We start from the raw sequence: 23,623 nt of genomic DNA, 5'->3' as shown, positions 1-23,623 counted from the left end.
AGGTGGGTCGGATGGACGTAGAAATACCGCACACCGCGGTCAAGCTAAAACGGCAGATCATCCGGGATGGCGAGCGTACCGGCGACGTTGCCGTTGCCGCGGGATCGATCGTTTCCGGGGGCATCGTCGCATCTGCGCTTTGGCTCCGTGGCTGGGGGCGGGCCGGCTAGGCTCCGCCGGCTTCGCCAGCCTCGACTCGATAAGGCCTCGTGCGTTCTCACAGCCGTCTTCAAACCTGCCAGTGACCTTGCGCCCTGAATCGCCGCAAATCTCGTCGCGGCGCAGCATGCAAAATGAGACTACCGGTCAAGTTGCAGCAGGCGAAGCTGCGCGCGTCGCCCCAGTCATCGGCTAGTTTTCTCCCGGCGGTCCCGGTCGCAATGCATTGTGAAGGGCATGACGATTACGGAACGACCTATACAAAAACTGGCGATACAAGGGAGGGGTTCGATGTTTAAAAGCTGTGCGGGACTGGTCGCGCTGAGCAGCCTGTTGCTTTCCGGCGCCGCCTTAGCTCAAGAGAAGATCAAGGTTGGCGTCACCGCGACCCTCGAAGGCACCTATACGGTGCTCGGCGAGGACGGAATCCGCGGGCACCAAACGGCGATTAACACGCTCGGCAAGAAGGTCGGCGACAAGGAAATCGAGTTCATCATCGCTTCGACGGATGCCACGCCGGACTCCGCCGTCCGCGCCGTGCGCAAGCTGATCGAACAGGACAAGGTCCAGATCCTGCTCTCGCCCTTGTCCGGAGACGAAGGCATCGCGGTCAAGAATTTTGCCAAGACGCGCCCCGAGCTGACCTTTGTGAATGCCGCTTCCGGCGCGCAGGAAACCACTTATGTCGATCCGGCGCCGAACTTCTTCCGCTACAACATGGACGGCGCCCAGTGGCAGGTGGGCCTCGGCAAATACGCTTACGAAACCAAGGGTTACCGAAAGATCGCAACGGTGGGCGACGACTATTCGTTCATCTACACCCAGGTGTTCGGACTTGTGCTGGAGTTCTGCGGCGCCGGCGGACAGGTCACCAACCGGCAATGGGTGCCGCTAGGTACGAAGGACTTTGCCTCCGTTATTGCCGCCCTGCCCGACGACGTCGACGCGATCTATCTCGGCCTTGGCGGCGCCGATGCCGTCAACTTCCTGAACCAGTATCAGCAGGCTGGCGGCAAGGCGCATCTGATGGGCGGCTCGATCATGGTCGACCAGACCATCCTCTCCGCCAAGGGCAACGCCAAGAATGCGCTGATCGGCACCATCGCGGCGAGTGGCCAGGCCGATACGTGGGAGGATGCGGGCTGGCAGAAATTCGTGAAGGCCTATCAGGATGCCTTCCCGCCGAACAAGCGGTTCCCGAGCCCGTCGCTGCTCGCCACCAACTACTACAACTCGACGATGGCGCTGATCCTCGCACTGCGTCAGGCCAATGGCGACCTCAGCAACAACCAGGCCAAGCTCAAGGAAGCCCTCGCCAAGATCGAGCTCGACGCGCCCAACGGCAAGATCAAGCTCGACTCCAACCGCCAGGCCATCGGAACCAACTTCGTCACCGAGGTGGTGGACGACGGCAAGGGCGCGTTGTTCAGCAAGGTGGTGAAGGTCATTCCGAACGTGAACCAGACGCTGGGCTACGATCCGGCGGTATTCTCCAAGATCGGGGTGCCGAGCCGAACGGTTCCGGAGTGCAAGAAGTACTGAGTTCTTCGCATTTGCGAACGGGCCCCGGGTACGCCGGGGCCCGCGCTGGACGTGATCTTCCCTTGATCTTCCCTTGATCTTCCCTTGCATTCTCGCGGCGGATGTTGAACGCTCGTTGAAAAGACAAGAACATCCCGCGGGAGGGAAGGCATGAGCAAGGCTCTCGCCGTCTTCCACGGCCGGTTCGGTCGCGCGACGGTCTATCAGTTGAACCGCCCCTTCAACATGCACGCGCATCGCGAAGGGCACCTGATTTTTCATGTCGGTGGAACGCCAGCGCGCATCGACGTGTGCGACGAGCGATGGTTGCTTGCGGAAGACTCCATCGTTGCCGTCAACCCTTGGGAACCGCACAACTTTGTCCCAACGGACATGGAGAACGGGGCGATCTTCTTCGTGCTTTACGTTAACGCCGAATGGTTCGCCCCCGATGCGGCCCGCGGCCACAGCCTGCGATTCGGCCGCACCTGCTTCAAGCGTACGGCCACGCTCGACAGGCATATTCGCCGCTCTGCCGCGCTGGTGTGCGGCGCGCCTTCGTTGAGCAGCCTCGATTGCGAACTCAGGCAGTTGATCGACAGTTGTTATGACGAAAGCTGGCAGACGTCCGAGCCGGTGCAGGAGACACGCACCGCCACCGCCGTCACCGACTTTCGCGTCCGCAAATCCATCAAGCTGATGTCGGAAAGCCCGGGCGCCGAGATCGAGCTGGATTCGATCGCGCGGGCCTCCGGGCTGTCGCGCCCGCACTTCTACCGGCTGTTCCGCACCCAGACCGGCGTTACGCCAAATCTCTATCTCAATACACTGATCATGGAACAGGCGCTGGACGCTCTGGTAGCGACCGAAGTGCCGATCGCCGATATCGGCTTCGATCTCGGCTTCTCCTCCCAGAGCGGTTTCACCCGCTTCTTCGCGGCCAATGTCGGGATGGCGCCGACTGAATACCGCCGCGCCGCCAAAGTCTTGCACCCCTGAGCGCACCTGGTGCGAAAAGATACTGACAATCAAGTGCAAGGTCCGCGGCGCCGTTAGGATGCCCCAAAACGCGAGCCGAAACGGCCGCGGCGTCTGGGAGGACGGTATGGCGACGGCCGGGCTGCTACCGTGATACGATTCATCGAACGCCATCCGGCATGGGCGCTGATCCTGCTGATCGCGGTTGCGGTGCTGTTGTGGCTGATCCTTGCCGTCTGGCCGCCCGGCCTCGAAGAGGCGATCGGCAGGAAGCGGGTCTTTCTCAACGCCCTATTCAACGGCATCACGCTCGGCAGCCTTTACTTCCTGGTGGCCAGCGGCTTCACGCTCATCTTCGGCCTGATGCGCAATGTCAATCTGGCGCATGGCTCGCTTTATCTGTTCGGCGGCTACATCGGTTACGCCATCAGCGCCTGGACCGGTTCCTGGATCCTCGGCTTCATCATCGCATTTTTCGGTGTGGCGCTGGTCGGCATCGTCCTGCAGATCGCGGTCTTCCGCCGCATGGAAGGGCAGGATCTGCGCCAGACCATGGTCACGATCGGTCTCTCGATCGTGTTTGCCGATCTGATGCTGTGGGCCTTCGGTGGTGACTTCTATCAGATCCAGACGCCGAGCTGGCTGGTCGGTCCGATCGAATTGCCGCTGGTTACCGCGATCAAATCGTCGGGTGAGGCGGTCTATTTGCGTTATCCGCTGGTGCGGCTCGTGATCCTGGTCGCGGCGATCGTGATCGGCATCGCGATGTGGCTGGCGCTCAACCGAACCCGCGTCGGCATGATGGTGCGCGCCGGCGTCGATGACCGCGACATGCTCGCGGCGACCGGCGTGCCGATCCAGCTCGTCTTCGTTGCCGTGTTCGCGCTTGGCGCGGGGCTTGCCGGCATCGCGGGCGTCGTCGGCGGAACCTTTCAGTCGCTTTCGCCCGGCGAGGATACCCGCTTTCTGCTGGCTTCCCTCGTCGTCGTCATCGTCGGCGGCATGGGATCGATCCCGGGCGCGGCGCTGGGCGCCGTCATCATCGGCCTCGCCGAGCAGCTCGGCTCCGTCTACATCCCGACTTATGCGATCGTCGTGACCTTCCTCATCATGGTGCTGGTGCTGGCGCTGCGGCCGCAGGGCCTCCTTGCGAGGCGCTGACATGTCGTTGCTCCAGGGCGCTCATCCTCAGACCAGTCAGCCGGCAAAACTGCGCGCGGCGTTGTTGGCGTGGCCGGAATTCAACAAGCCGGCTGTCTGGCTGGTGGCCGTGATCCTCTTGATCATGCCGTTCATCGCCAATGGCTTCTTCCTGATCGAGATCTTTGCCACGACGCTGATCCTCGGGACCGTGGCGCTCAGCCTGATGTTCCTGGCGGGCTATGGCGGCATGGTCAGCCTGATGCAGCTCACCGTCGCCGGCTTTGCCGCCTACATGGTCGCGGTGTTCGGCATGAGCGCCAACACCAATATCAGCCTCGGCTGGCCGTGGTGGCTCGCAACGCCGATGGCGCTCATTCTGGCCACTGCCTTCGGCACGCTCGGTGGCGCGCTCGCGGTGCGCACCGAGGGCATCTACACCATCATGATCACGCTCGCGATCGGCGCGGCCTTCTACTATTTCACCAACCAGAACTGGCCGATCTTCGGCGGCCACACCGGCATCAATACCATCGCCACGCCGCGCTTCTGGGGCATCGACTGGCGCTCCGATATTCCCTTCTATTACGTCACGCTGGGCGTCGCGGCGTTTTGCTACTTCGCCGTTCAATATGTCTCGCGCGCGCCTTTCGGCCTCGCGCTGCAGGGCGTGCGCGACAATCCCCGCCGCATGGCCGCCCTCGGCTTTAACGTCAACGCGCACCGTGTGGCAGCCTACGCGTTTGCGGCCTTCATCGCCGCACTCGGCGGCATCCTGCAGGTCTGGAACTACCGGCAGATTTCGCCCGGCTCGGTCAGCGTCGGCGCCTGCATCGACATCCTGATCATAGCCGTGGTCGGCGGCATCACCCGCCCCATCGGGCCCTTCATCGGCGCCTTCATCTTCGTCATCCTGCGTACCTTTGCGCTCGATCTATTGGTCAAGTTCGGGCTCGACGGCAACCGCTTCCGGCTGCTGATCGGCCTCGGCTTCCTCGCCATCGTGTTCTGGTCATCGGATGGCGTGATCGGGCTATGGGAGCGGTGGCGCCGCGGCGCGGCGGCCGTCGATAAACGCGCGGGCGGAGGCCACGGCCATGGTTAGCGCCGCGCCACGCTTCTCGACTGTCGGCGCCGGCGCTGCGCTGGAGCTGCGCGGCGTGACGCGGCTGTTCGGCGCGCTCGCGGCGCTGACCGACGTTACCATCACCGTTCGCCCGGGCGAACGCCGCGCCGTGCTCGGCTCCAACGGCGCCGGCAAGACCACGCTGTTCAATTGCGTGACCGGGGACTTTCCGCCGTCCTCCGGCACCATCCGCTTCTTCGGCGAGGACATTACCCACTTCCCGCCCTATGAGCGTATCAGGCGCGGCTTGCGCCGCACGTACCAGATATCAGCACTGTTCCCCGGCCTTACCGTGAGGGACAACGTCTACCTCGCTTGCCGCGGCGTTTCTCGCGGACGGTTTTCTCCGCTGCGCCCGGGAGCGAACGATGCCCTCATGCATGCGACAGAGGCGCTGATCCAGGCGGTGCATCTGGCATCGGTCAGGGAGCAGCGGGTCGCGGAACTCGCCCATGGCCAGCAGCGGCAGCTCGAGATCGCGCTCGCGCTCGCCGGCGCGCCGCGCTTCATCCTGTTCGACGAACCGGCCGCGGGCCTCTCCCCCACCGAACGGCGCGAACTGATCGATATCCTGACGTCGCTGCCGGCCCATATCGGCTACATCATCATCGAGCACGACATGGATGTCGCGCTTCGCGTCGTCGAAAGCGTCACGATGATGCACAACGGCCGTGTCTTCAAGGAAGGCCTGCCGCACGAGATAGAAGCCGACCCGGAGGTGCAGGAACTCTATCTGGGGGCCGGCCATGAGTGATTTCCGCCGTTCACCGCCTGCCCTCGAAGTCCGGGGCCTCGACGTTTACTACGGCCATTCCCATGCGCTGCAGGGCGTCGAGTTGACGCTGGATTCCGGCGTGTTCTCGGTAGTCGGCCGCAACGGCATGGGCAAGACCACGCTGTGCAAGACCATCATGGGCTTGCTGCGGGCGAGCGGTGGTTCGGTTCGCGTCCGCGGCGAAGACATCACCCGCTTCAGCCCGGCGCGGATCGCGCAAGCAGGTGTCGGCTACGTTCCGCAAGGGCGACGGCTGTGGCGGTCGCTCAGCGTGGACGAACATCTGCGGCTGGCGGCCGGGATGCGGCGCGGCGCCTGGACCATCGATCGCATCTACGAGACATTTCCCCGCCTTGCCGAGCGCAAGGACCATGGCGGCGCCCAGCTCTCGGGCGGCGAACAGCAGATGCTGGCGATCTCGCGCGCGCTTCTGACCAATCCGCATCTCCTCATCATGGACGAGCCGACCGAAGGCCTTGCGCCCGTTATCGTCGCCCAGGTCGAGGAAATGCTGGTGCGGCTTGCCGAAGACGGCGAGATGTCGGTGCTGGTGATCGAGCAGAATATCGGCGTCGCCACGGCGATTTCGAAGAACGTCGCGATCATGGTCAATGGCCGCATCAATCGCATCATCGACTCCGCGCGCCTTGCCGCCGACCGCGAGTTGCAACAACGTCTACTCGGTGTTGGAGTCGTTGGTGTCCACGCCGAGCCGGAAACGGATATTGAAGCCACCGATGCAAGCGCGGAGAAGGCGCGCCCCTCCCCACCGCGCGCCCCGAGCACGGCGCCAATCCGGATCTATATCTCCAATCCCACGCTGCCGACGCGCTGGTCGCAGCCGGCACCGATTGCGCGCATCGAGGCAGCCGCGCGCACGCTTTCGACGGGCATCAACCGGATTGAAGACGCCGCACGGCAGAAGCGCCAAGCCGGTGCCGTCGTTCAAACCGCGGCCGGGCCACCGGTCGTTCTCGTCGTTGGCACCCTCGACACCAAGGGCGAGGAGCTGCGCTTCATCCGCGACGTGATCGCCGGACACGGTTTGCGGACGCGCCTGATCGACGTGTCCACCAGCGGCAAGCTCTCCACCTGCGACGTCTCTGCCCAGGAAATTGCGCTCAACCATGGCCGCGGCGGGTCGAGCGTGTTCGGCTCCGATCGCGGCGCGTCGGTGACTGCGATGGCCGATGCCTTCGCCAATTGGCTGCGCCGTCAGGGCAATGTCGCAGGCATCATTTCGGCGGGCGGCTCCGGCGGCGCCTCGCTGGTCGCGCCGGGCATGCGCGGCCTTCCCGTCGGCGTGCCGAAACTCATCATCTCATCCGTCGCATCGGGAGACGTCGGCCCTTATGTCGGACCCGCCGATATCACGATGATGTATTCGGTCACCGACGTGCAGGGCCTCAACTCGATCTCGCGTGCCGTGCTCGCCAACGGCGCCAACGCCATCGCCGGCATGGTGAAGGCGCGTCTCGAAAATCAAGGCGCGGCCGAGCGTAACGCGCGGATTGCGTTGCCCGCTGTCGGCATCACCATGTTTGGCGTGACGACACCGGCCGTGCAGAAGATTACGGCCGATCTGCGCAGCGATTTCGAGTGCCTCGTCTTCCACGCCACCGGCGTCGGCGGCCGCTCGATGGAAAAGCTGGTCGATTCCGGAATGCTGGCGGCCGTCGTCGATCTCACGACGACGGAAGTCTGCGATCTCCTGATGGGCGGCATGTTCCCGGCAACCGACGACCGCTTTGGCGCGATCATCCGCAGCCGCGTCCCCTTCATCGGCTCGGCCGGCGCGCTCGACATGGTCAATTTCGGCGCGCCCGACAGCATTCCCGAACGCTACCGCCAGCGCAAATTCCACGTTCACAATCCGCAGGTGACCTTGATGCGCACCACGCCGGAAGAGAACGACCGCATCGGGCGCTGGATCGGCGAAAGACTGAACCGGATGGACGGGCCGGTGCGCTTCTTCCTGCCGGAAGGCGGCGTCTCCGCGCTCGACGACCCTGGCCAGCCGTTCTGGGATCCGGAAGCCGACGCGGCGCTGTTTACAGCGCTGGAACGCAGCGTGCGCCAGACCGGCAACCGCCAGCTCATCCGCATCAGGCGCCACATCAACGAACCCGAATTTGCATCCGCCATCGTCAACGCGCTCCGTCCTCTGGTCGGACGCCCGGGGACACGTCGGAAAGTCGCGAGGTGACCATGGCGAAGTTCGAACGTTCAGCCATCCTGAAGAAGTTTCGCAACATGGCCGCCAAGGGCGAGCCGATCGTCGGCGGCGGCGCGGGCACCGGCCTATCGGCCAAATGCGAGGAAGCGGGCGGCGTCGACCTGATCGTGATCTACAATTCCGGCCGCTACCGCATGGCAGGACGCGGCTCCCTCGCCGGCCTGATGCCCTATGGCGACGCCAACGCGATCGTGCTGGAGATGGCTGGCGAAGTGCTCCCCGTCGTCACCCGGACGCCGGTATTGGCGGGCGTCAACGGCACCGATCCGTTCCGCGACATGGACAGTTTTCTCGATCAGTTGAAGGCGCTCGGCTTTGCCGGCGTACAGAACTTTCCGACCGTCGGCCTGATCGACGGCGTATTCCGCGCCAATCTCGAGGAAACCGGAATGTCCTATGCGCTGGAGATCGACATGATCGCCAAGGCGCGCGACAAGGACATGCTGACGACACCCTATGTGTTCAGCGAGAGCGAAGCCGCGGCAATGGCGATCGCGGGCGCCGACATCATCGTCTGTCATCTCGGCCTCACCACCGGCGGCGCGATCGGTGCGCATACCGCGCCGAAGCTCGAGGACTGCCCGGAACAGATCGACACCTGGGCGGCAGCCGCCCTCAGTGTCAATCCGGACATTTTGGTTCTGGCCCATGGCGGTCCGATAGCCGAGCCCGCCGACGCCGACTTCATCATGAAACATACGCGCAAGTGCCACGGCTTCTACGGCGCCTCCTCGATGGAGCGCCTGCCGGTGGAGCGGGCGCTCACCGAACAGGTTCGTAAATTCAAGGCGATCGGCGCGCGGTAACGCCGAGACCAAAGGGAGGAAGAGATGTCGGGGACCCTGATTGGCGAATTGATCCTCTGGCTGATCGTCGCGATCATCGTGATCGCCATTGTTGTCTATATCGTGAACTGGCTCTACCACCGATCGTCGAAGGAAGTGTCCTTCGTCCGTACCGGTCTCTTGGGCGAGCGCGTGGTGATCAACGGCGGCGCCTTCGTGCTGCCGTTCATTCACGACTACACGCCCGTCAACATGAACGTGCTGCCGATGGGCATCGTGCGGGCCAAGCACGACGCCGTGATCACCCGCGACCGCATGCGTATCGACATCGAGGCCGATTTTTACGTGCGCGTGCAGCCGACCCGTGAAGCCGTCGCGATCGCCGCCGCCACCCTCGGGCGGCGCACGCTCGAGCCGGAGCAGTTGCACGCCCTGCTTTCCGGCAAGTTCGTCTCGGCCATACGTTCAGTGGCCGCCGAAATGACCATGGAGCAGATGCACGAGCAGCGCGGCGAATACGTCACGCGGCTCAAGGCCGCCGCAGCCGAAGCGCTCGCCCAGAACGGGCTTGAGCTGGAGTCGGTCGCCATCACCGATCTCGATCAGACCGATCTCGAATATTTCAACCCATCCAACCGGTTCGACGCCGAGGGCCTCACCCGCCTGATGGAGGACATCGAGGCCAAGCGCAAGCTGCGCAACGACATCGAACAGGATTCTATGATCAAGATCCGCACCCGCAACCTCGATGCCGAGCGCCAGGCGCTGGAGATCGAGCGCGAGAGCGAGACCGCCCGCCTCGAACAGGAACGCGACATCGAGATGCGCCGCGCGCTGCAGCGCACCGAGGTGGCGCGCGAGCGCGCCCTTCGCGAGACCGAGGCCGAACAGGCGCAGATCGCCGCCCGCGAGGCGATCGAAAAGGCACGCATCGCCAACGAACAGGCGATCGCCGAAGCCCGCATCTTCTCCGAGCGCGAGACGCGCCACCGCGAGATCGAGCGCACCCGCGCCGTCGAGGAAAAGGAACTGCTGGCGCGCGAGGAGATCGAAAAAGCCAAGATCGCCAATCAGCGCGCGGTCGATACCGCCCGCATTGCCTCGGAGCGAGAGGTGCGGCAGCGCGACATCGAGCGCACGCGGACGGTCGAGGAAGCCGAGATCACGGCACGCGAAGCGATCGAGAAGGCGCGCATCCAGCAGGACCGCGCCGTCACCGACGCGCGGATCGCCAACGAAGAAGAAACCCGCCGGCGCGAGATCGAGCGGACCCGCGCGGTCGAGGAAGCCGAGATCGCGGCGCGCGAGGCGACCGAAAAAGCGCGCATCGCCCAGACAACGATCGTCAACGTCGAACGCATTGCCTCCGACGAGCGGACCCGCTCGCTGGAGATCCAGCAGGTTCGTACCATCCAGGAAGCGGAGATCGAGGCGCACAAAGCCGTGGAAGCCGCACGGATCGCGCGCGAACGGACACTCGCAGCCGAGCGGATCGCCGCCGAGCACACCACGCGCAAGCTGGAAATCGAGCGCAACCAAGCGCTCGAGGTCGCAGGTATCTCGGCGCGAGAGGCAACCGAAGCCTCCCGCATCGCGCAGGAAGAGCGCGTTCGGTCGCTCGAAATCGCGCGCAACCGCGCCGTCGAGGAGGCCGATATCGCCTCGCGCGAAGCGATCGAGGCCGCCCGCATCTCTCAGGAGAAGGTCGTCGCCGCGCAGCGTATTCGGGCCGAAAGAGAAACCAGGGGGCTCGAGATCGAGCGTACCGAAGCCATCGAAGCCGCCGAACTCAAGCGGCGTGACGCCATCGAGCGGCGCCGCGTCGAGATCGAGCTGGCGCTCGAAGCCGAACGTATCGCCTCGTCGAAGACCCGCGAGGTGCTCAATATCGATCAGAAGAAAGCGGTCGAGATCGCCGACGAGGAGCGCGTGATTGCGCTCGCCGCCAAGCGCTCCGAGCGCATCGACGCCGATCGCCAGGTCAAGCAGGCCGAGATCAACGCGCGCAAGGAAGTCGAGACCACAGACGTCTCGCGTGAACAGGCGCTGGAGGCCGCCCGGCTGGCACGCCGGCGCGCGATCGAGCAGCTTGAAGTCGGCCGTGTCCAGGCGCTGCAGGAAGCCGAGATCGCTTCCCGCGAGGAAGTCGAGCGGGCGCGCATCGCCGCCGACCGCGGCCTCGACGAAGCCCGTATCGGCCGCGAGCGGGACTTGCGGAAACTCGAGGTCAATCGCGAGAAGGACGTCGAAACGGCGCTGATGGAGAAGGCGATCGCTCTGTACCAGAAATCGCTGGAAGAGTCTGCCGCCAAGGTGGCCGCCGAGGATGCGCGGGTGCGGGCGACCGAAGCGGCCGAGCGCGTCGTCACCGCCCGCGAAAGCGAGATCGCCAAACGGCAAAAGACCGTCGAGGTGCTACTGGCGGAGAAGCGGGCCGAGGAAACCCGTATCGCTGCCGACGCCGAACGCGTGCGCGCCGCGGTCGAAGCCGAGGCGCAGCGGCTGCTCAACGAAGCCGAGAACGTGCTTACCGACCAGGCGCGCTACTCGCTGTTCCGCCGCAAGCTGCTTGATCGTATCGAGGGCATCGTGCGCGAGAGCGTCAAGCCGATGGAGAAGATCGAGGGCATCCGCATCCTTCAGGTGGACGGGCTTAACGGCGGTGGCGGCGGCAATGGCGGCCGCAGCGCCACCGACGAGGTGATCGACTCGGCGCTGCGCTACCGGGTGCAGGCGCCGCTGATTGATTCGATCCTTTCCGACATCGGCGTCGAGGGCGGAAGCCTTGCCAAGATGCCCGGCCTCATTCGCGAAGCGCGCGATATGCAGGGCATCAGGGAGTCCGCGCGTAAGGGCGGCCAAGGGAAGCCTGAAGGCAAGTCCGAGGCGCCTCCTGCGGTCCCCGGCCCCGGCGAACCCGCCCCTGAACGCGGACCGCGCAAGAAAGGATGAGCACGCGTCATGGCCCGGGTCTACGTTTCCACTGTCGTCAACGCCCGCAACGACCGCGTCTGGGCGCGCGTGCGCGACTTCAACGGGTTGCCGAACTGGCATCCCGCGATTGCGGAGAGCCGCATCGAGGGCGGCGAGCCCGCGGACAAGATCGGATGCGTGCGGGATTTTCGCCTGCGCAACGGCGATCGTATCCGCGAAAAGCTGCTCGGGCTCTCCGACTACGACATGTTCTGCACCTACTCCATCCTGGAGTCCCCGATGGGCGTGGAGAACTACGTAGCTACCCTGCGGCTGACGCCCGTGACCGACGGCGATCAGACCTTTCTGGAATGGACGGCCGAGTTCGACTGCGCTCCCGAGCGTGAGAACGAACTCGTCAGCAACATCGGAACCGGCGTGTTCCAGGGCGGTTTTGATGCGCTCAAGCGCGCCTTCGGAGGCTAGCGTGCCGCATATCGTCAAAAGCACGATCCTCGACGCGCCGACAATCGCGGTGTGGAATGTGCTGCGCGATTTCAACGGCCACGACCGCTGGCATCCTGAGGTCGCCACCAGCACAATCGAGCGCGCACAGGCCGCCGACAAGATCGGCTGCGTGCGGCGCTTCAAATTGCAGGACGGCTCGGAGCTGCGCGAGCAACTGCTGGCGCTTTCGGACCTCGAACAGACCTTCAGCTACTGCCTGCTCGATACGCCGATCCCGATGTTCAATTATGTCGCCCATGTCCGCCTGCTTCCGGTCACCGACGGCGACCGCACGTTTTGGCATTGGGAATCCAGGTTCATCGCGCGGCCCGCCGATGCCGAGCGGCTGACGCAGATGGTCGCCGAACAGATCTATCAAGCCGGCTTCGACGCCATTCGAAGGCACCTGAAGGAGGCCGCATGAAAGCGGAGGCGAAGCCATGCCCGTCACGGTGAAGACATTCGCGAATTTTGGCGAGGCGGCGTCGGCATTGTCGTCCGACCGCAGCGCGCGCTATCTCGGCGGCGGCACGCTCGTCATGCGCGCCCTCAACGAGGGCGATGTCTCGATCTCCACCGTCGTGCGCGCGACCGACCGGGCGCTGACCCGCATCGACGTCGCAAGCTCGCGCGTCACGATCGGCGCCGGCGTCACCTTTGCGAGAATTCTGGCCGAGCGCGAACTCGCCTTTCTGCACGCGCCGGCGCGTTCGATCGGCGGGCCGGCCGTGCGCAACATGGGCACGGTGGGCGGCAATCTGTTCGCGCCCAGCCCCTACGGCGACTTCACCGTCGCCCTGCTTGCGCTCGACGCGACCGTCTCCGTCCAGGGCGGTCTTGGCGCCCGCGACATGCCTATCGAGGAATTCCTGCAATCTCGCGAACGGCAGAGCGGCGCGCTGGTGCTGGCAATCGCGTGTCAGCGGCCTGCAAGTGCCGACGCCTTCCGCTATCGCAAGATCGCCCGTATCAAACCGAAGGGCGGTTCGGTGATCACGCTGGCGGCGCACCTGCCTTCCAGCGGTGGCCGCATTTCAGGTGCGCGCATCGCGCTCGGCTCGATGGCCGCGACGCAAATTCGTGCCAGGGCCGCCGAGCGCGCGCTGGAGGGACGTTCGCTTGACGATGCGGCGATCAACGCTGCGGCAGCGGTAGCCGCCGAAGGTGTGTCACCCACAGATAACGCCCTTGGCAGCGCCTGGTATCGCCGCGAGATCGTCGGCGTTCATCTTCGCCGCCTGTTGTCCGGCCTGGAGTAAGCCTTCATGACCAAGACCGCCCTGCAATTTCGTCACAATGGCCGCGACGTCGCGCTATTCGTCGACGGCGGCGTCAATCTGCTGGTCGCGCTCCGCGAATCAATCGGCGACATGACGCCAAAATTTGGCTGCGGCCAGGGCGGTTGCGGCGCCTGCAGCGTGCTGATCGACGGCGAGCTGCATCTCTCCTGCCTGACGCTGGCGGAAACCGTGAACGGTCGCGCCGTCGAAACGCTCGACGGGCTGAAGGACGGTCCCAACCTGCATCCGCTGCAGCGCGCTTTCATGGAGCAGTTCGCGGCCCAGTGCGGCTACTGCACGCCGGGCATGCTGATGGCGGCGAAAGCGCTCCTCGATCGCAATCCGTCGCCGAGCCGCGCCGAGGTCATCGAGGCGATCTCCGGCAATATCTGCCGCTGCACCGGCTACGAGCCGATCATCAACGCCGTGCTCGCCGCCGCATCGGGCGGGCGTGCCCGCGCCTAAAGGACACCGCTATGCTGGAACTGCGCAAGGACATCTTCGCCGACGAGCGCGACGACAATTTGAAAGAGATCGGGAGAGGCACGCAGCGCCAGGACATGCTCGGCCATGTCACGGGCACTTCGACCTATTTCGACGACCATAAGCTGCAGGGTATGCTCCATCTGAAGGTACTGCGCAGCCCACACGCGCATGCCCGCCTGCGCCGCATCGATACGATGGAAGCGGAACGTTCGGCCGGCGTGCGGCGCATCATTCGCGGGGCGGACGTGCCGCGTAATCTCAACACCCTGCTTAGTCTGATCAATTTCGGCAAGGACGACGAGCCTTCGCTCGCGGTCGACAAGGTGCGCTACAAGGGCGAGCCGATCGTCGCCGTTGTTGCCGACAGCCCGCGTGAAGCCTATGAGGCGATAGCGAAAGTGCGCGTCGACTACGAGCCGCTGCCCGCGGTGTTCGACGTCGAGGGAGCCCTGAAACCCGGCGCGCCCGTCGTCAACGAGACCTATCCCAAGAACACGTTTGTCTACCACGACGTCTACGATCACCAAAAACTGCGCTTCGGCGACGTCGAGCGCGGCTTTGCCGAGGCCGACCATGTGCTCGAGCAGCACTATCAGATGTCGCCGATCGAGCATGCACCGACCGAGACCAACGGCTCGATCGCAGCCCCCGATACCAACGGCCGCTATGTCGTCTATACCTCAACGCAGGCGCTGTTCTTCTCGCTCGATACCTGCGCCAAGATCCTCGACGTACCCTCCAACACCTTCCACTTCATCGGCGGGACCGTCGGCGGCGGGTTCGGTGGCAAGGTCGACACCCTCACGGAGCCGCTTGCCATTCTCGGCGCGATGCTGACCGGGCGCCCGGTGCGCTATCAGCTCGGCCGCGAAGAGGAGATGCAGTTCGGCTCGCCGCGCGGCGCCGAGCGCATCTACATCAAGGACGGCGTGATGCGCGACGGTCGTATCGTCGCGCGGAAGATCCGCGCCTATTTCGACAGCGGCGCCTATACTCGGCTTTCAAGCTACGCCGTCGTCAAATGCGTGGCCCACCTGCCCGGCCCTTACACGATTCCGAACGTCCATGGCGACGTGTATTGCGTATTCACCAACCGGACGCCTGCTACCGCCATGCGCGGTTTCGGCGTCACGGCAATGGACTTTGCGCTCGAATGTCAGATGGACAAGCTCGCGCATCTCGTCGGCATCGACCCGATGGAGTTCCGCATCCTCAACGCCTATCGCGACGGCGACATGAAGGCACACCGGCGCGAGGCCAAGAACACCGCATTGATCGAATGCGTACAGGTCGCCGCCGAGAAGGCCAAGTGGCCGCTGCGCGAGGAGATGAGGCGCATGTCGTCGCGCAAGGATGGCGGCGGCAGCCGCGCGGCAGTATCGCCGACGCCGCTCGAACCCGCGCCGCAAGGCGCCGCAGTTTCGCAGCAGCGCACCACCTACGATCGCGCGCCGCCTGCCACGATCCAGCCCCCACCGCCTACGCCGACGCCGTCTCCCCCGCGCCCACCGGCTCCGTCGCCGTCGCATGGCGCCACCCGTTTCTCTTCCGTCTTCGGCACCAGGAGACGTTGACCATGGCAAAGCATCGCGGACGCGGCATCGCCTCGATCAACTATCCGATCGGCATGAACCTCGGTGGCGATCCCAGCCAGGCGCTGGTGCATTCCAACCCCAGCGGCAAGTTCACGGTGTCGCTGTCGTCGATCGACCTCGGCCAGGGCATGAAATCGGTGACGCGGCAGATCTGCGCGGAAACGCTCGGCGTGCCGGTCGAGGACGTCTATGTCGATACCGCTGACTCCGACACCGGGCCACACTGCATGGGCTCGTTCGCCTCGCGCGGCACGCATCGGGTCGGTAATGCAGTGATGGCGGCGGCGAAAGAGGCGCGCGGCGTCATGATGGAAGCTGCTGCGGAGGAATTGGAGGTCAACGCCGCCGATCTCGAGACCGACGGGCGCGGCACCATCCACGTCAAGGGCGCGCCGCACCGCTCGATCTCCACCAAGGATGTCGCGATCGCCGCGCAATTCAAGCAAGGCAAAACGATCTCAGGCCGCGGCATCTTTCTGGTGCCGCTATCCGAGGTGAACCCCGAAACCGGCGAAATGTCACCTGCGACTTGCTATGCGCACGCCTGCCTGGTCGCCGAGGTCGAGGTCGACGACGAGACCGGCGAGGTCGCGATGGTGCGCATGGACAGCGCGTATGAGTTGGGACGCGCGCTCAATCCGCGGTTGGTGGAGCAGCAGCTCGTCGGCGGCGCGTGGATGGGGATCAGCCACGCGCTGTTTGAAACACCCGAGCCTTATTATCCCGACCCGGCGCATGGTCCGCGCGATTTCGTTGAGTATCTGATGCCCGGCCCCGGCGACATCTGCCCGCACGATATCGCGGTGCTGGAACGTCCTGCGGCCGACGGCCCGTTCGGCGCCAAGGGACCGGGCGAGATGTGCGCCAACCCCGTGCTGCCGGCGGTCGCCAACGCCATCTTCAACGCGGTCGGCGTGCGGATGGATGAATTGCCGATCACGCCCGAAAAAGTTTTGCGGGCGATCAAGGCGCAGGGCGGCGCGCGGCCGCAAGCGAGGCGCTGAGGTCAGGCATGACGGTCCGCGGCAACATCGTCGGCATCGACAGCCCGGAGGCGCTCGAACGGGCGCTGCGGACGGCGTACTACCTCGCCGACGAGGGCCTTGCGACGGCGGCCTATCTGGCGCTTGCGCTCGGCAAGCCGTTGCTGCTCGAAGGCGCGCCGGGTGTCGGCAAGACCGAAGCTGCAAAAGCCATCGCCGCCGTGCTCGGCCGCCGCCTGATCCGGCTACAATGCTACGAGGGCATCGACGCATCAGCCGCGCTCTACGAATGGAACTACCCGCGCCAGATGCTCGCGATCCGCCAGGCCGGGGAAGAGAGCATCGACATCTATGGCGAGACTTTTCTGATCGAGCGGCCGATGCTGGCCGCCTTGCGCGCGCCCGACTCCACCGTCCTCCTGATCGACGAAATCGACCGCGCCGACCAGGAGTTCGAGGCGTTTCTGCTGGAATTCCTCTCCGACTTCCAGATTTCGATTCCCGAGCGCGGCACGGTTCGCGCCGCCGAGCGCCCTGTCGTCGTGCTGACCTCGAACCGCACCCGCGATCTGCACGAAGCGTTGCGCCGCCGCTGCGTCTATCACTGGATCGATTATCCCACCGCCGAGCGCGAGGCGCGTATCGTCATGATGCGGGCTTCCAGTGTCGCCGAAGCGACCGCGCGCGCGGTCGTCGCCGCGGTCGGCCGGTTGCGACGCGAACCGCTGAGCAAGGCGCCAGGTATCGCCGAGGCGGTGGACTGGGCCGAAGCCGCCACGTTGTTGCACGCGCGCGGCGCCCGCTGGCCGGACGCCTTCAAACGCTCGATTGGCGTCGCGCTGAAGGACGAGGAGGATCTCACCTTCATCTCCGGCCGACTCGACGCTCTCATTGCGGAGGCTGCCGCGTGAGCGACGAACCTCAATTGCCACGCGCCGCCGGCGTATTCGTGTCCTTTGTCGCTCTATTGCGCGCTAACGGTTTTGCCGTGGCGCCGGAACAGACGACTACGTTCCTGGCCGCCATCGAGTTGCTGGGTCCGCGCAGCCTCGAAGCCATTCGGCAGGCTGGATTGGCAACGCTCGCGCCGCCACCCGAGCGGCGCGCGACCTACGATCGGCTGTTCGATATCCATTTCCTCGGCAGTGAAGCGGTCGATCGTGCCAGCGCCGAAGATGAGGAGGTGGTTCGTCTGCAGGAGGAAGGACGCGGCGAGCATGAAACGTTGCTCGCCGATGAAGCTAACGAGTCGGGGCTTGCCGCGGCCCGGGCGGAGGCGCTGGTCGAACGCGGCTTCGCGCCGGGCGCGACCGGCGATGTCTTGCGAAAACTGTCGCGCGAGGCGCCTGCGCGGCTGCCACGGCGGCGCGGCCACCGGCGCAGGCGCGCCCGGCGCGGTCCCTGGGCCGATCTGCGGCGAACCTTGCGCGAGAGCGTGCGCAACGATGGCGAAGTGCTGCGGCTCGGCCGTCTCAAGCGGCGCGCCCGGCCGCGCAAGATCCTGCTGCTGATCGACGTCTCCGGATCGATGAAGGAGCGGACCGACGACAACATGAAGCTCGCGCACGCCCTGGTGCACGCCATCCCTCACGTCGAGGTGTTCACCTTCGGCACCCGCCTCACCCGCGTCACCCGCGCGCTCCGTCTCAAGCGCCGCGAGCAGGCGCTGTTCGCTGCCGCGCATCTGGTCAGCGACTGGGACGGCGGCACCCGCATCGGTGACGCGCTGCAGGCGTTCCTGGCGGTGCCCCGGTTCGGCAGCTATGCGCGCGGCGCCGCCGTCGTCATCCTCTCCGACGGCCTCGAACGCGGTGATCCCTCCGCCCTGCGCGACGCGGTGGCAAAACTATCGCGGCGCGCCTGGCGCCTGAGCTGGTTGACGCCGCTGGCGTCAGGTCCCGGCTTTCAGCCGCAGACCGAAGCGCTGATCGCGATCCGCGGTTTTGTGGATGATCTGGTCGATGGCGGATCCACGGCTGCGATCGTTTCGCATGTACTCTCGCTTGGACAAAGGAAGGCCGCGTGACCGAAATCGTCGATGCCCATCACCATATCTGGCGCCAGGTCGATCTGCCGTGGCTCGTCGGCCCGATGCAGCCGCGCATCTTCGGCCCCTATGAGCCGATCCGGCGCGACTATCCAATTCAGGAATATCTTGCTGACCTCGCCGGCTCCGGCGTAACGCGTTCGGTCTATGTACAGACTAACTGGGCCAACGATCGTTTCGAGGACGAAACCGCCTGGGTGCAAGAGACCGCCAAGGACCATGGCTGGCCGCACGCCATCGTCTCCTATGCCGATTTCAACGTCGACGATGTCCGCCCGCAACTCGACCGTTTGGCCCGCTATCCCCTTGTGCGGGGCCTGCGCATGCAACTGCACTGGCACGACAACCCGCTTTATCGTTTTGCGGCGCGGCCCGACCTCTGCGCCGATCCAAAGATCCGGCGCAACATCACGCATCTCGCCCACTATGGCTTCAGCTTCGATCTGCAGGTGTTTGCGCCGCAGATGGCCGATGCCGCGGGCCTTGCAGAAGCGTGTCCCGATGTGACCTTCATCCTGCAGCACGCCGGCATGCTGGAAGACCTCTCGCCGCAAGGCCGATCCGCCTGGCGCGCTGGGATGACCCGACTTGCAGCCTGTTCTAACGTCGTCTCAAAACTTTCCGGGCTCGGCACCTTCATCCATTGCAACGACCCGTCGCATATCACCGAGGTCCTCACGGAGACGGTCGCAATCTTCGGCGCCGAGCGCTGCCTGTTCGGCTCCAATTTTCCGATCGAAAAACTCTGGACGACTTATCGCGAACTGATCGACGCCTATCTCGCCGCGGCAGCCTCGCTTGCCGCGGATCAGCGCGACGCCGTTCTGCGAACGACTGCCACGCGTGTCTACCGGCTTGACCGATGATGGCGCACGCGGATCCGCCGATTAAAAGAACGTGGGAGGGAACATATGCCGCTTGAAATCAAAATCCTCGACTATGGGGATATCGAACTGGAATCGAGCTTTCTCGTGCTCGGCCGCGATTGCGGCAGGACCCGCCGTGTCCTGACGCTCGGCTTCCTGATCGTCGGCGGGCCCTATCCGGTGGTGATCGACACCGGCTACCGTTCCAACCAGATCATGGAAACGCTGGGCATGCGTGGCCTGCAATACCACGAGAACATGATCGAGAACCAGCTCGCTCGCCACGGCGTGCGCATGGGCGACGTCCGCTTCGTCTGCCACACCCATCTGCACATCGATCATGCCGGCAAGGACGATTTGTTTCCGATGAACACCACCGTCGTGCTCAACCGCAAGGAGCTGGAATATTCCGTCTCGGGGTTGATGCATCCGCAATATCCGGCGCCCGATATCAAGCATCTGATCGACCGCCTGCACACCAAGAGCGCGCTGCGTTTCCTCGATCTCGAGGTGACCGGCCCGATCGAACTGATGCCGGGCGTCTATTGCGATGCCGCCAACGCCCACACCGAAGGTTCGATGAACATCCACGTTCATACCGCCGACGGCATCGCCACCATCTGCGGCGATGTGATCTACGACTTCAACGACCAGATCGTCACGCCCTTCAACGAAATTCACGATTGGGAACCGCGCACGACAGGCAATCACGGTACCAGCAAGCGGGCGGAGAAGGCAGCCATCAAAAAGCTCCTGAGCAATTCGCGCTACCTGCTCCCGGTGCACGACCGGCCGGCCAAGATCGAAGGCGGCATGGTGGTCGGCCGGCTCCATGACCAAGTGCCCGGCCCCGTGGTGCAGAGCCTGCCGCAACGCAACTGGTTTCCGGCCTGAGCGCTGAAAGGACGGACCGATGACCCACGTCACGCTGCGCCCGGAATTCGAGACCCTGATCGATCCTTACGCACCGGTCGGCCAGGTCGGTACGGGCTTTGAATTCACGGAGGGGCCGATCTGGCACCCCACCCATCATTATCTGCTGTTTTCGGATATGCCGGCCGACGTGCGTCGGCGATGGGATGCGAAGCGCGGTGTCGTCGAGGTCAAGCGCCCTTCCCACAAATGCAACGGCATGACGTATGACGTCGAGCTCAATTTGATCGTCTGCGAACACGCCACCTCGTCATTGATCCGCGAGCGCTCCGACGGAAGGCGCGAGGTGATTGCCTCGCATTTCGAGAATCAGGAGCTCAACAGCCCGAACGATGTCTGCGTGCATTCGAGCGGCGCGATCTATTTCAGCGATCCCTGGTACGGCCGCATGCCGGTCTACGGCGTCGAGCGGCCGCGCCAGCTCGGCTTTCAGGGCGTTTTTCGCGTGCCGCCCGGCGGTGGCCCACCGAAACTCGTGGTCGATCGGCACATGTTCGATCAGCCGAACGGACTTTGTTTTTCGCCCGACGAGCGCCTGCTTTACGTCAACGACACCACGCAGGCGCTGATCCGCGCCTTCGACGTCGAAACTGATGGCTCGCTCGCCAACGCGCGCGTCTTCGCCAGCGGCATCCGTTCCGAGCTAGAGCCCGGTCTGCCCGACGGCATGAAGTGCGATCAGCGCGGCAATGTCTGGGTCACGGCGCCCGGCGGCGTCTGGGTCTATTCGTCCGCGGGCGAGTTGCTCGGCAAGGTGCGCGTTCCCGAACTCGTCGCCAATCTCACCTGGGGCGGACCCGAGTTTCGCACGCTCTATCTGACCGCCACGCATTCGGTCTATGCGATTCCGGTCAAGGCCGGGCCGCGCCACGAGCCCTATATGAGCGGGCGGATTTCGACCGGCCCCGATATCGGTGCCGCGCAGCCCGCCTCACCACAATTTACCAGCGGCGACATGCAGCTCGATCCGCGCCGCTGCGCCATGATCATTCAGGATCTGCAGAACGATGTGATCATGGAGGGCGGTGCGTTCGCCGATTCCGGCTCACCCGTCCATGCGCACCAGCAGCGGGTGGTCGACAATGTCCGCCGCCTTGCCGATGTCGCGCGGGCGCGCGGCGTCGTCATCATCCATGTCTGGTTCATCGTCGAACCGGGCGCGCCCGGCGTCACGCTCAACGCGCCGCTGTTCGAGGGACTGGTCGACAACGGCGCGATGGTGCGCGGAAGCTGGGGTGCTGCCGCGGTGCCGGGGCTTGAGCCGCGTGCCGGCGATTTCGTGGTCGAGAAGATGCGCATGAGCGCCTGGGAAGGCACGCGGCTGGAGACCATCCTGAAGGCGACCGGCCGCGACATGATCATCAATACCGGCGCCTGGACCAACATGTCGGTCGAGCACACCGCTCGCACCGGCGCCGACAAAGGCTACTTCATGATCGTGCCGGAAGACTGCTGCTCAACCATGAACGCCGACTGGCACAACGCCTCCATCAATTTTGCCATGCAGAACGTCGCCGTCGTCACCAACGCAGACGCGGTCATCCGGGGACTGGGATGACCAGGGCCCGGCCATGCCAAAACTCTTTCACCTGAGCTGCTCGCCGCGCGCGGACTCGGAATCTTCCGCCGGCGCGCGCGTCTTTGTCGACGGCTTCCGCCAGGCACGCCCCGACTGGGACGTCGACGTGATGAACCTGTGGCGGGATCACCTGCCGGAATTCGAAGGCTACGTGCTGGAGGCCAAATATGCCCGCATCAATGGGCGGGCCTTCACCGATTCACAGCGCGACGCCTTTGCGGTCGCCGAGCGCATCGCCATCCGCTTTGCACTCGCCGACCGCGTGCTGATCTCGACGCCGATGTGGAATTTTGGCATTCCTTATAAGCTGAAGCAATGGATCGACGTGATCACGCAGCCCGGGCTGGCGTTCCGCTTCGACCCGGCGCAAGGCTATTTGCCTTTGTTCAAGGACCGGCCGACAATCGTCATTCTCGCAAGCGGCAGCGACTTCGTCACCGGCATGAATCGCGGCCGCATCGACATGGCGACGCCCTACCTGCGTGAGGCGCTGCGGTTCATCGGCGTCAGCGATGTGCGTGTCGTGCCGATTGGACCGACGACGGGGCCGCTAGAACCGATCCGGGCGGCTCGCGAAGGCGCGCATCGGCGGCTGGCCGAGATGGCCGCGCGATTCTGACTCGCGAGGTTGGCGGAACCGGAACATTTGCGGCAATATAGCGCTTACTGGACCGCGTCGAAGGAGATCTCCGTTGAAGTGCTACGAACTGCAGGGACCGAGCGGAATCGATGGACTTGCCCTCGTGGACAAGCCTGCGCCGGAGCCCGGCGACGGCCAGGTGCTGGTTCGGCTCAGGGCGGCAACGCTGAACTATCGCGATCTCATCACCGTCAAGGGCGGGTACGGCACGCGTCAGAAATTTCCACTCGTGCCGGTTTCGGATGGCGCGGGCGTGGTCGAGCGGGTCGGCCCGGGCGTGCGGGAATTCGCAGCCGGCGACCGCGTCATCGGCAGTTTCTTCGAAGGCTGGATCGGCGGCGAACCGAGTGAAGCAAAAATGCGCTCGGCCCTCGGCGGCGCGGTCGACGGCGTCCTGAGCGAGTATCGCGTCTTTCCGAAGCACGCGCTGGTCCGGACGCCGGAGCACCTCAGCGACATCGAAGCCGCCGCGCTTCCCTGCGCCGGGCTCACGGCCTGGAGCGCGATCGTCAAGCTCGGCGGCGTGAAGCCCGGTCAAACCGTTCTGACGCAGGGGACCGGCGGCGTGTCCCTGTTCGCAGTCCAGTTCGCCAAAATGTGCGGCGCGCGCGTGATCGCGACCTCGTCCAGCGATGCAAAGATCGAACGCCTCAAGCAGCTCGGTGCAGACTTTACCTTGAACTACAAGACGGCGCCCGACTGGGGGAAGAAAGCCCGCGAATGGAGCGGTCAGGGCGTCGACCTAGTCGTGGAGGTCGGCGGGGTCGGCACACTGAACGAATCGATCCGGGCGACCAGGATCGGCGGCACGATCGCGTTTATCGGCGTGCTCGCCGGGCCGCCGCCGTCCGATCTGCGGCTCCCCTTGATGGTCATGCAGCAGCAGCGGCTGCAGGGCGTCACCGTCGGATCGGTCGAGGATCTCCAGGCGATGGTGGATGCGATCACCACCAACGGCATGAAGCCGGTGATCGACAGAACGTTCAATTTCGATCAGACCAAGGACGCTTTTGCGCACATGGAGAGCGGCGCGCATTTCGGAAAGGTGGCGATCGAAATCGGGTGAAGCTCCAT

22 protein-coding genes are annotated in these 23,623 nt (G+C 64.8%); all 22 read left to right on the top strand.

What is annotated here, in order from left to right:
- The first annotated feature begins 11 nt into the window (after nucleotides 1-11).
- The 22 genes from CQ13_RS42845 (at nucleotide 12) to CQ13_RS11240 (ending at nucleotide 23,615) form a co-directional block, all read left to right on the top strand.
- Complete coding sequence (locus CQ13_RS42845; RefSeq protein WP_156433623.1) at nucleotides 12-170, top strand: hypothetical protein; 159 nt, start codon at nucleotides 12-14, stop codon at nucleotides 168-170.
- Nucleotides 171-450: 280 nt separating this feature from the next.
- Nucleotides 451-1,701, top strand: coding sequence for an ABC transporter substrate-binding protein (locus CQ13_RS11340; RefSeq protein ID WP_057842983.1), 1,251 nt, complete (start codon nucleotides 451-453; stop codon nucleotides 1,699-1,701).
- A gap of 150 nt (nucleotides 1,702-1,851) precedes the next feature.
- A complete protein-coding gene (locus tag CQ13_RS11335) occupies nucleotides 1,852-2,679 on the top strand; it encodes an AraC family transcriptional regulator (protein ID WP_057842982.1) in 828 nt (275 codons plus the stop codon).
- A gap of 129 nt (nucleotides 2,680-2,808) precedes the next feature.
- Entirely contained in the window at nucleotides 2,809-3,819 is a 1,011-nt protein-coding gene (locus CQ13_RS11330) for a branched-chain amino acid ABC transporter permease (protein WP_057842981.1), read from the top strand.
- 1 nt (nucleotide 3,820) lies between these two features.
- Complete coding sequence (locus CQ13_RS11325; RefSeq protein WP_057842980.1) at nucleotides 3,821-4,903, top strand: branched-chain amino acid ABC transporter permease; 1,083 nt, start codon at nucleotides 3,821-3,823, stop codon at nucleotides 4,901-4,903.
- Nucleotides 4,896-5,678, top strand: a complete 783-nt coding sequence (locus CQ13_RS11320) for an ABC transporter ATP-binding protein (RefSeq protein WP_057842979.1) — start codon at nucleotides 4,896-4,898, stop codon at nucleotides 5,676-5,678. Before CQ13_RS11325 ends, CQ13_RS11320 begins: the two co-directional genes overlap by 8 nt.
- Complete coding sequence (locus tag CQ13_RS11315) at nucleotides 5,671-7,905, top strand: ABC transporter permease (RefSeq protein WP_057842978.1); 2,235 nt, start codon at nucleotides 5,671-5,673, stop codon at nucleotides 7,903-7,905. The genes CQ13_RS11320 and CQ13_RS11315 overlap by 8 nt, the downstream gene beginning before the upstream one ends.
- A gap of 2 nt (nucleotides 7,906-7,907) precedes the next feature.
- Nucleotides 7,908-8,741: a phosphoenolpyruvate hydrolase family protein gene (locus CQ13_RS11310; RefSeq protein WP_028347174.1), complete on the top strand. Its 834-nt coding sequence runs from the start codon at nucleotides 7,908-7,910 to the stop codon at nucleotides 8,739-8,741.
- Nucleotides 8,742-8,765: 24 nt separating this feature from the next.
- Nucleotides 8,766-11,672 carry a flotillin family protein gene (locus CQ13_RS11305; RefSeq protein ID WP_057842977.1) on the top strand — a complete coding sequence of 969 codons (2,907 nt, stop codon included), beginning with the start codon at nucleotides 8,766-8,768 and terminating at the stop codon, nucleotides 11,670-11,672.
- Between the two features lie 9 nt (nucleotides 11,673-11,681).
- Nucleotides 11,682-12,119 (top strand): SRPBCC family protein, encoded by a 438-nt coding sequence (locus CQ13_RS11300; RefSeq protein WP_057842976.1) that lies wholly within the window; start codon nucleotides 11,682-11,684, stop codon nucleotides 12,117-12,119.
- Nucleotide 12,120: 1 nt separating this feature from the next.
- Nucleotides 12,121-12,564, top strand: coding sequence for an SRPBCC family protein (locus CQ13_RS11295; protein ID WP_057842975.1), 444 nt, complete (start codon nucleotides 12,121-12,123; stop codon nucleotides 12,562-12,564).
- Nucleotides 12,565-12,580: 16 nt separating this feature from the next.
- Nucleotides 12,581-13,399: an FAD binding domain-containing protein gene (locus CQ13_RS11290; protein WP_057842974.1), complete on the top strand. Its 819-nt coding sequence runs from the start codon at nucleotides 12,581-12,583 to the stop codon at nucleotides 13,397-13,399.
- Nucleotides 13,400-13,405: 6 nt separating this feature from the next.
- Nucleotides 13,406-13,885: a (2Fe-2S)-binding protein gene (locus CQ13_RS11285; RefSeq protein WP_057842973.1), complete on the top strand. Its 480-nt coding sequence runs from the start codon at nucleotides 13,406-13,408 to the stop codon at nucleotides 13,883-13,885.
- A gap of 11 nt (nucleotides 13,886-13,896) precedes the next feature.
- On the top strand, nucleotides 13,897-15,480 hold the full coding sequence (locus CQ13_RS11280) for a xanthine dehydrogenase family protein molybdopterin-binding subunit (protein WP_057842972.1): 1,584 nt from the start codon (nucleotides 13,897-13,899) through the stop codon (nucleotides 15,478-15,480).
- A gap of 2 nt (nucleotides 15,481-15,482) precedes the next feature.
- Nucleotides 15,483-16,505 carry a xanthine dehydrogenase family protein molybdopterin-binding subunit gene (locus CQ13_RS11275; protein WP_057842971.1) on the top strand — a complete coding sequence of 341 codons (1,023 nt, stop codon included), beginning with the start codon at nucleotides 15,483-15,485 and terminating at the stop codon, nucleotides 16,503-16,505.
- 8 nt (nucleotides 16,506-16,513) lie between these two features.
- A complete protein-coding gene (locus CQ13_RS11270; protein WP_057842970.1) occupies nucleotides 16,514-17,395 on the top strand; it encodes an AAA family ATPase in 882 nt (293 codons plus the stop codon).
- Complete coding sequence (locus CQ13_RS11265) at nucleotides 17,392-18,510, top strand: vWA domain-containing protein (RefSeq protein ID WP_057842969.1); 1,119 nt, start codon at nucleotides 17,392-17,394, stop codon at nucleotides 18,508-18,510. The genes CQ13_RS11270 and CQ13_RS11265 overlap by 4 nt, the downstream gene beginning before the upstream one ends.
- Entirely contained in the window at nucleotides 18,507-19,397 is an 891-nt protein-coding gene (locus CQ13_RS11260; RefSeq protein WP_057842968.1) for an amidohydrolase family protein, read from the top strand. Before CQ13_RS11265 ends, CQ13_RS11260 begins: the two co-directional genes overlap by 4 nt.
- 45 nt (nucleotides 19,398-19,442) lie before the next feature.
- Complete coding sequence (locus tag CQ13_RS11255; RefSeq protein ID WP_057842967.1) at nucleotides 19,443-20,291, top strand: MBL fold metallo-hydrolase; 849 nt, start codon at nucleotides 19,443-19,445, stop codon at nucleotides 20,289-20,291.
- A gap of 19 nt (nucleotides 20,292-20,310) precedes the next feature.
- A complete protein-coding gene (locus CQ13_RS11250; protein WP_057842966.1) occupies nucleotides 20,311-21,888 on the top strand; it encodes an isochorismatase family protein in 1,578 nt (525 codons plus the stop codon).
- Nucleotides 21,889-21,901: 13 nt separating this feature from the next.
- On the top strand, nucleotides 21,902-22,528 hold the full coding sequence (locus CQ13_RS11245; protein WP_057842965.1) for an FMN-dependent NADH-azoreductase: 627 nt from the start codon (nucleotides 21,902-21,904) through the stop codon (nucleotides 22,526-22,528).
- 73 nt (nucleotides 22,529-22,601) lie between these two features.
- Nucleotides 22,602-23,615: a zinc-dependent alcohol dehydrogenase family protein gene (locus tag CQ13_RS11240; RefSeq protein ID WP_057842964.1), complete on the top strand. Its 1,014-nt coding sequence runs from the start codon at nucleotides 22,602-22,604 to the stop codon at nucleotides 23,613-23,615.
- The last annotated feature ends 8 nt before the right edge of the window (nucleotides 23,616-23,623 follow it).

This window comes from Bradyrhizobium retamae (genome assembly GCF_001440415.1).
In the GTDB taxonomy this organism is placed as follows: domain Bacteria; phylum Pseudomonadota; class Alphaproteobacteria; order Rhizobiales; family Xanthobacteraceae; genus Bradyrhizobium; species Bradyrhizobium retamae.
This window is presented reverse-complemented; position numbering and strand designations above follow the sequence as displayed.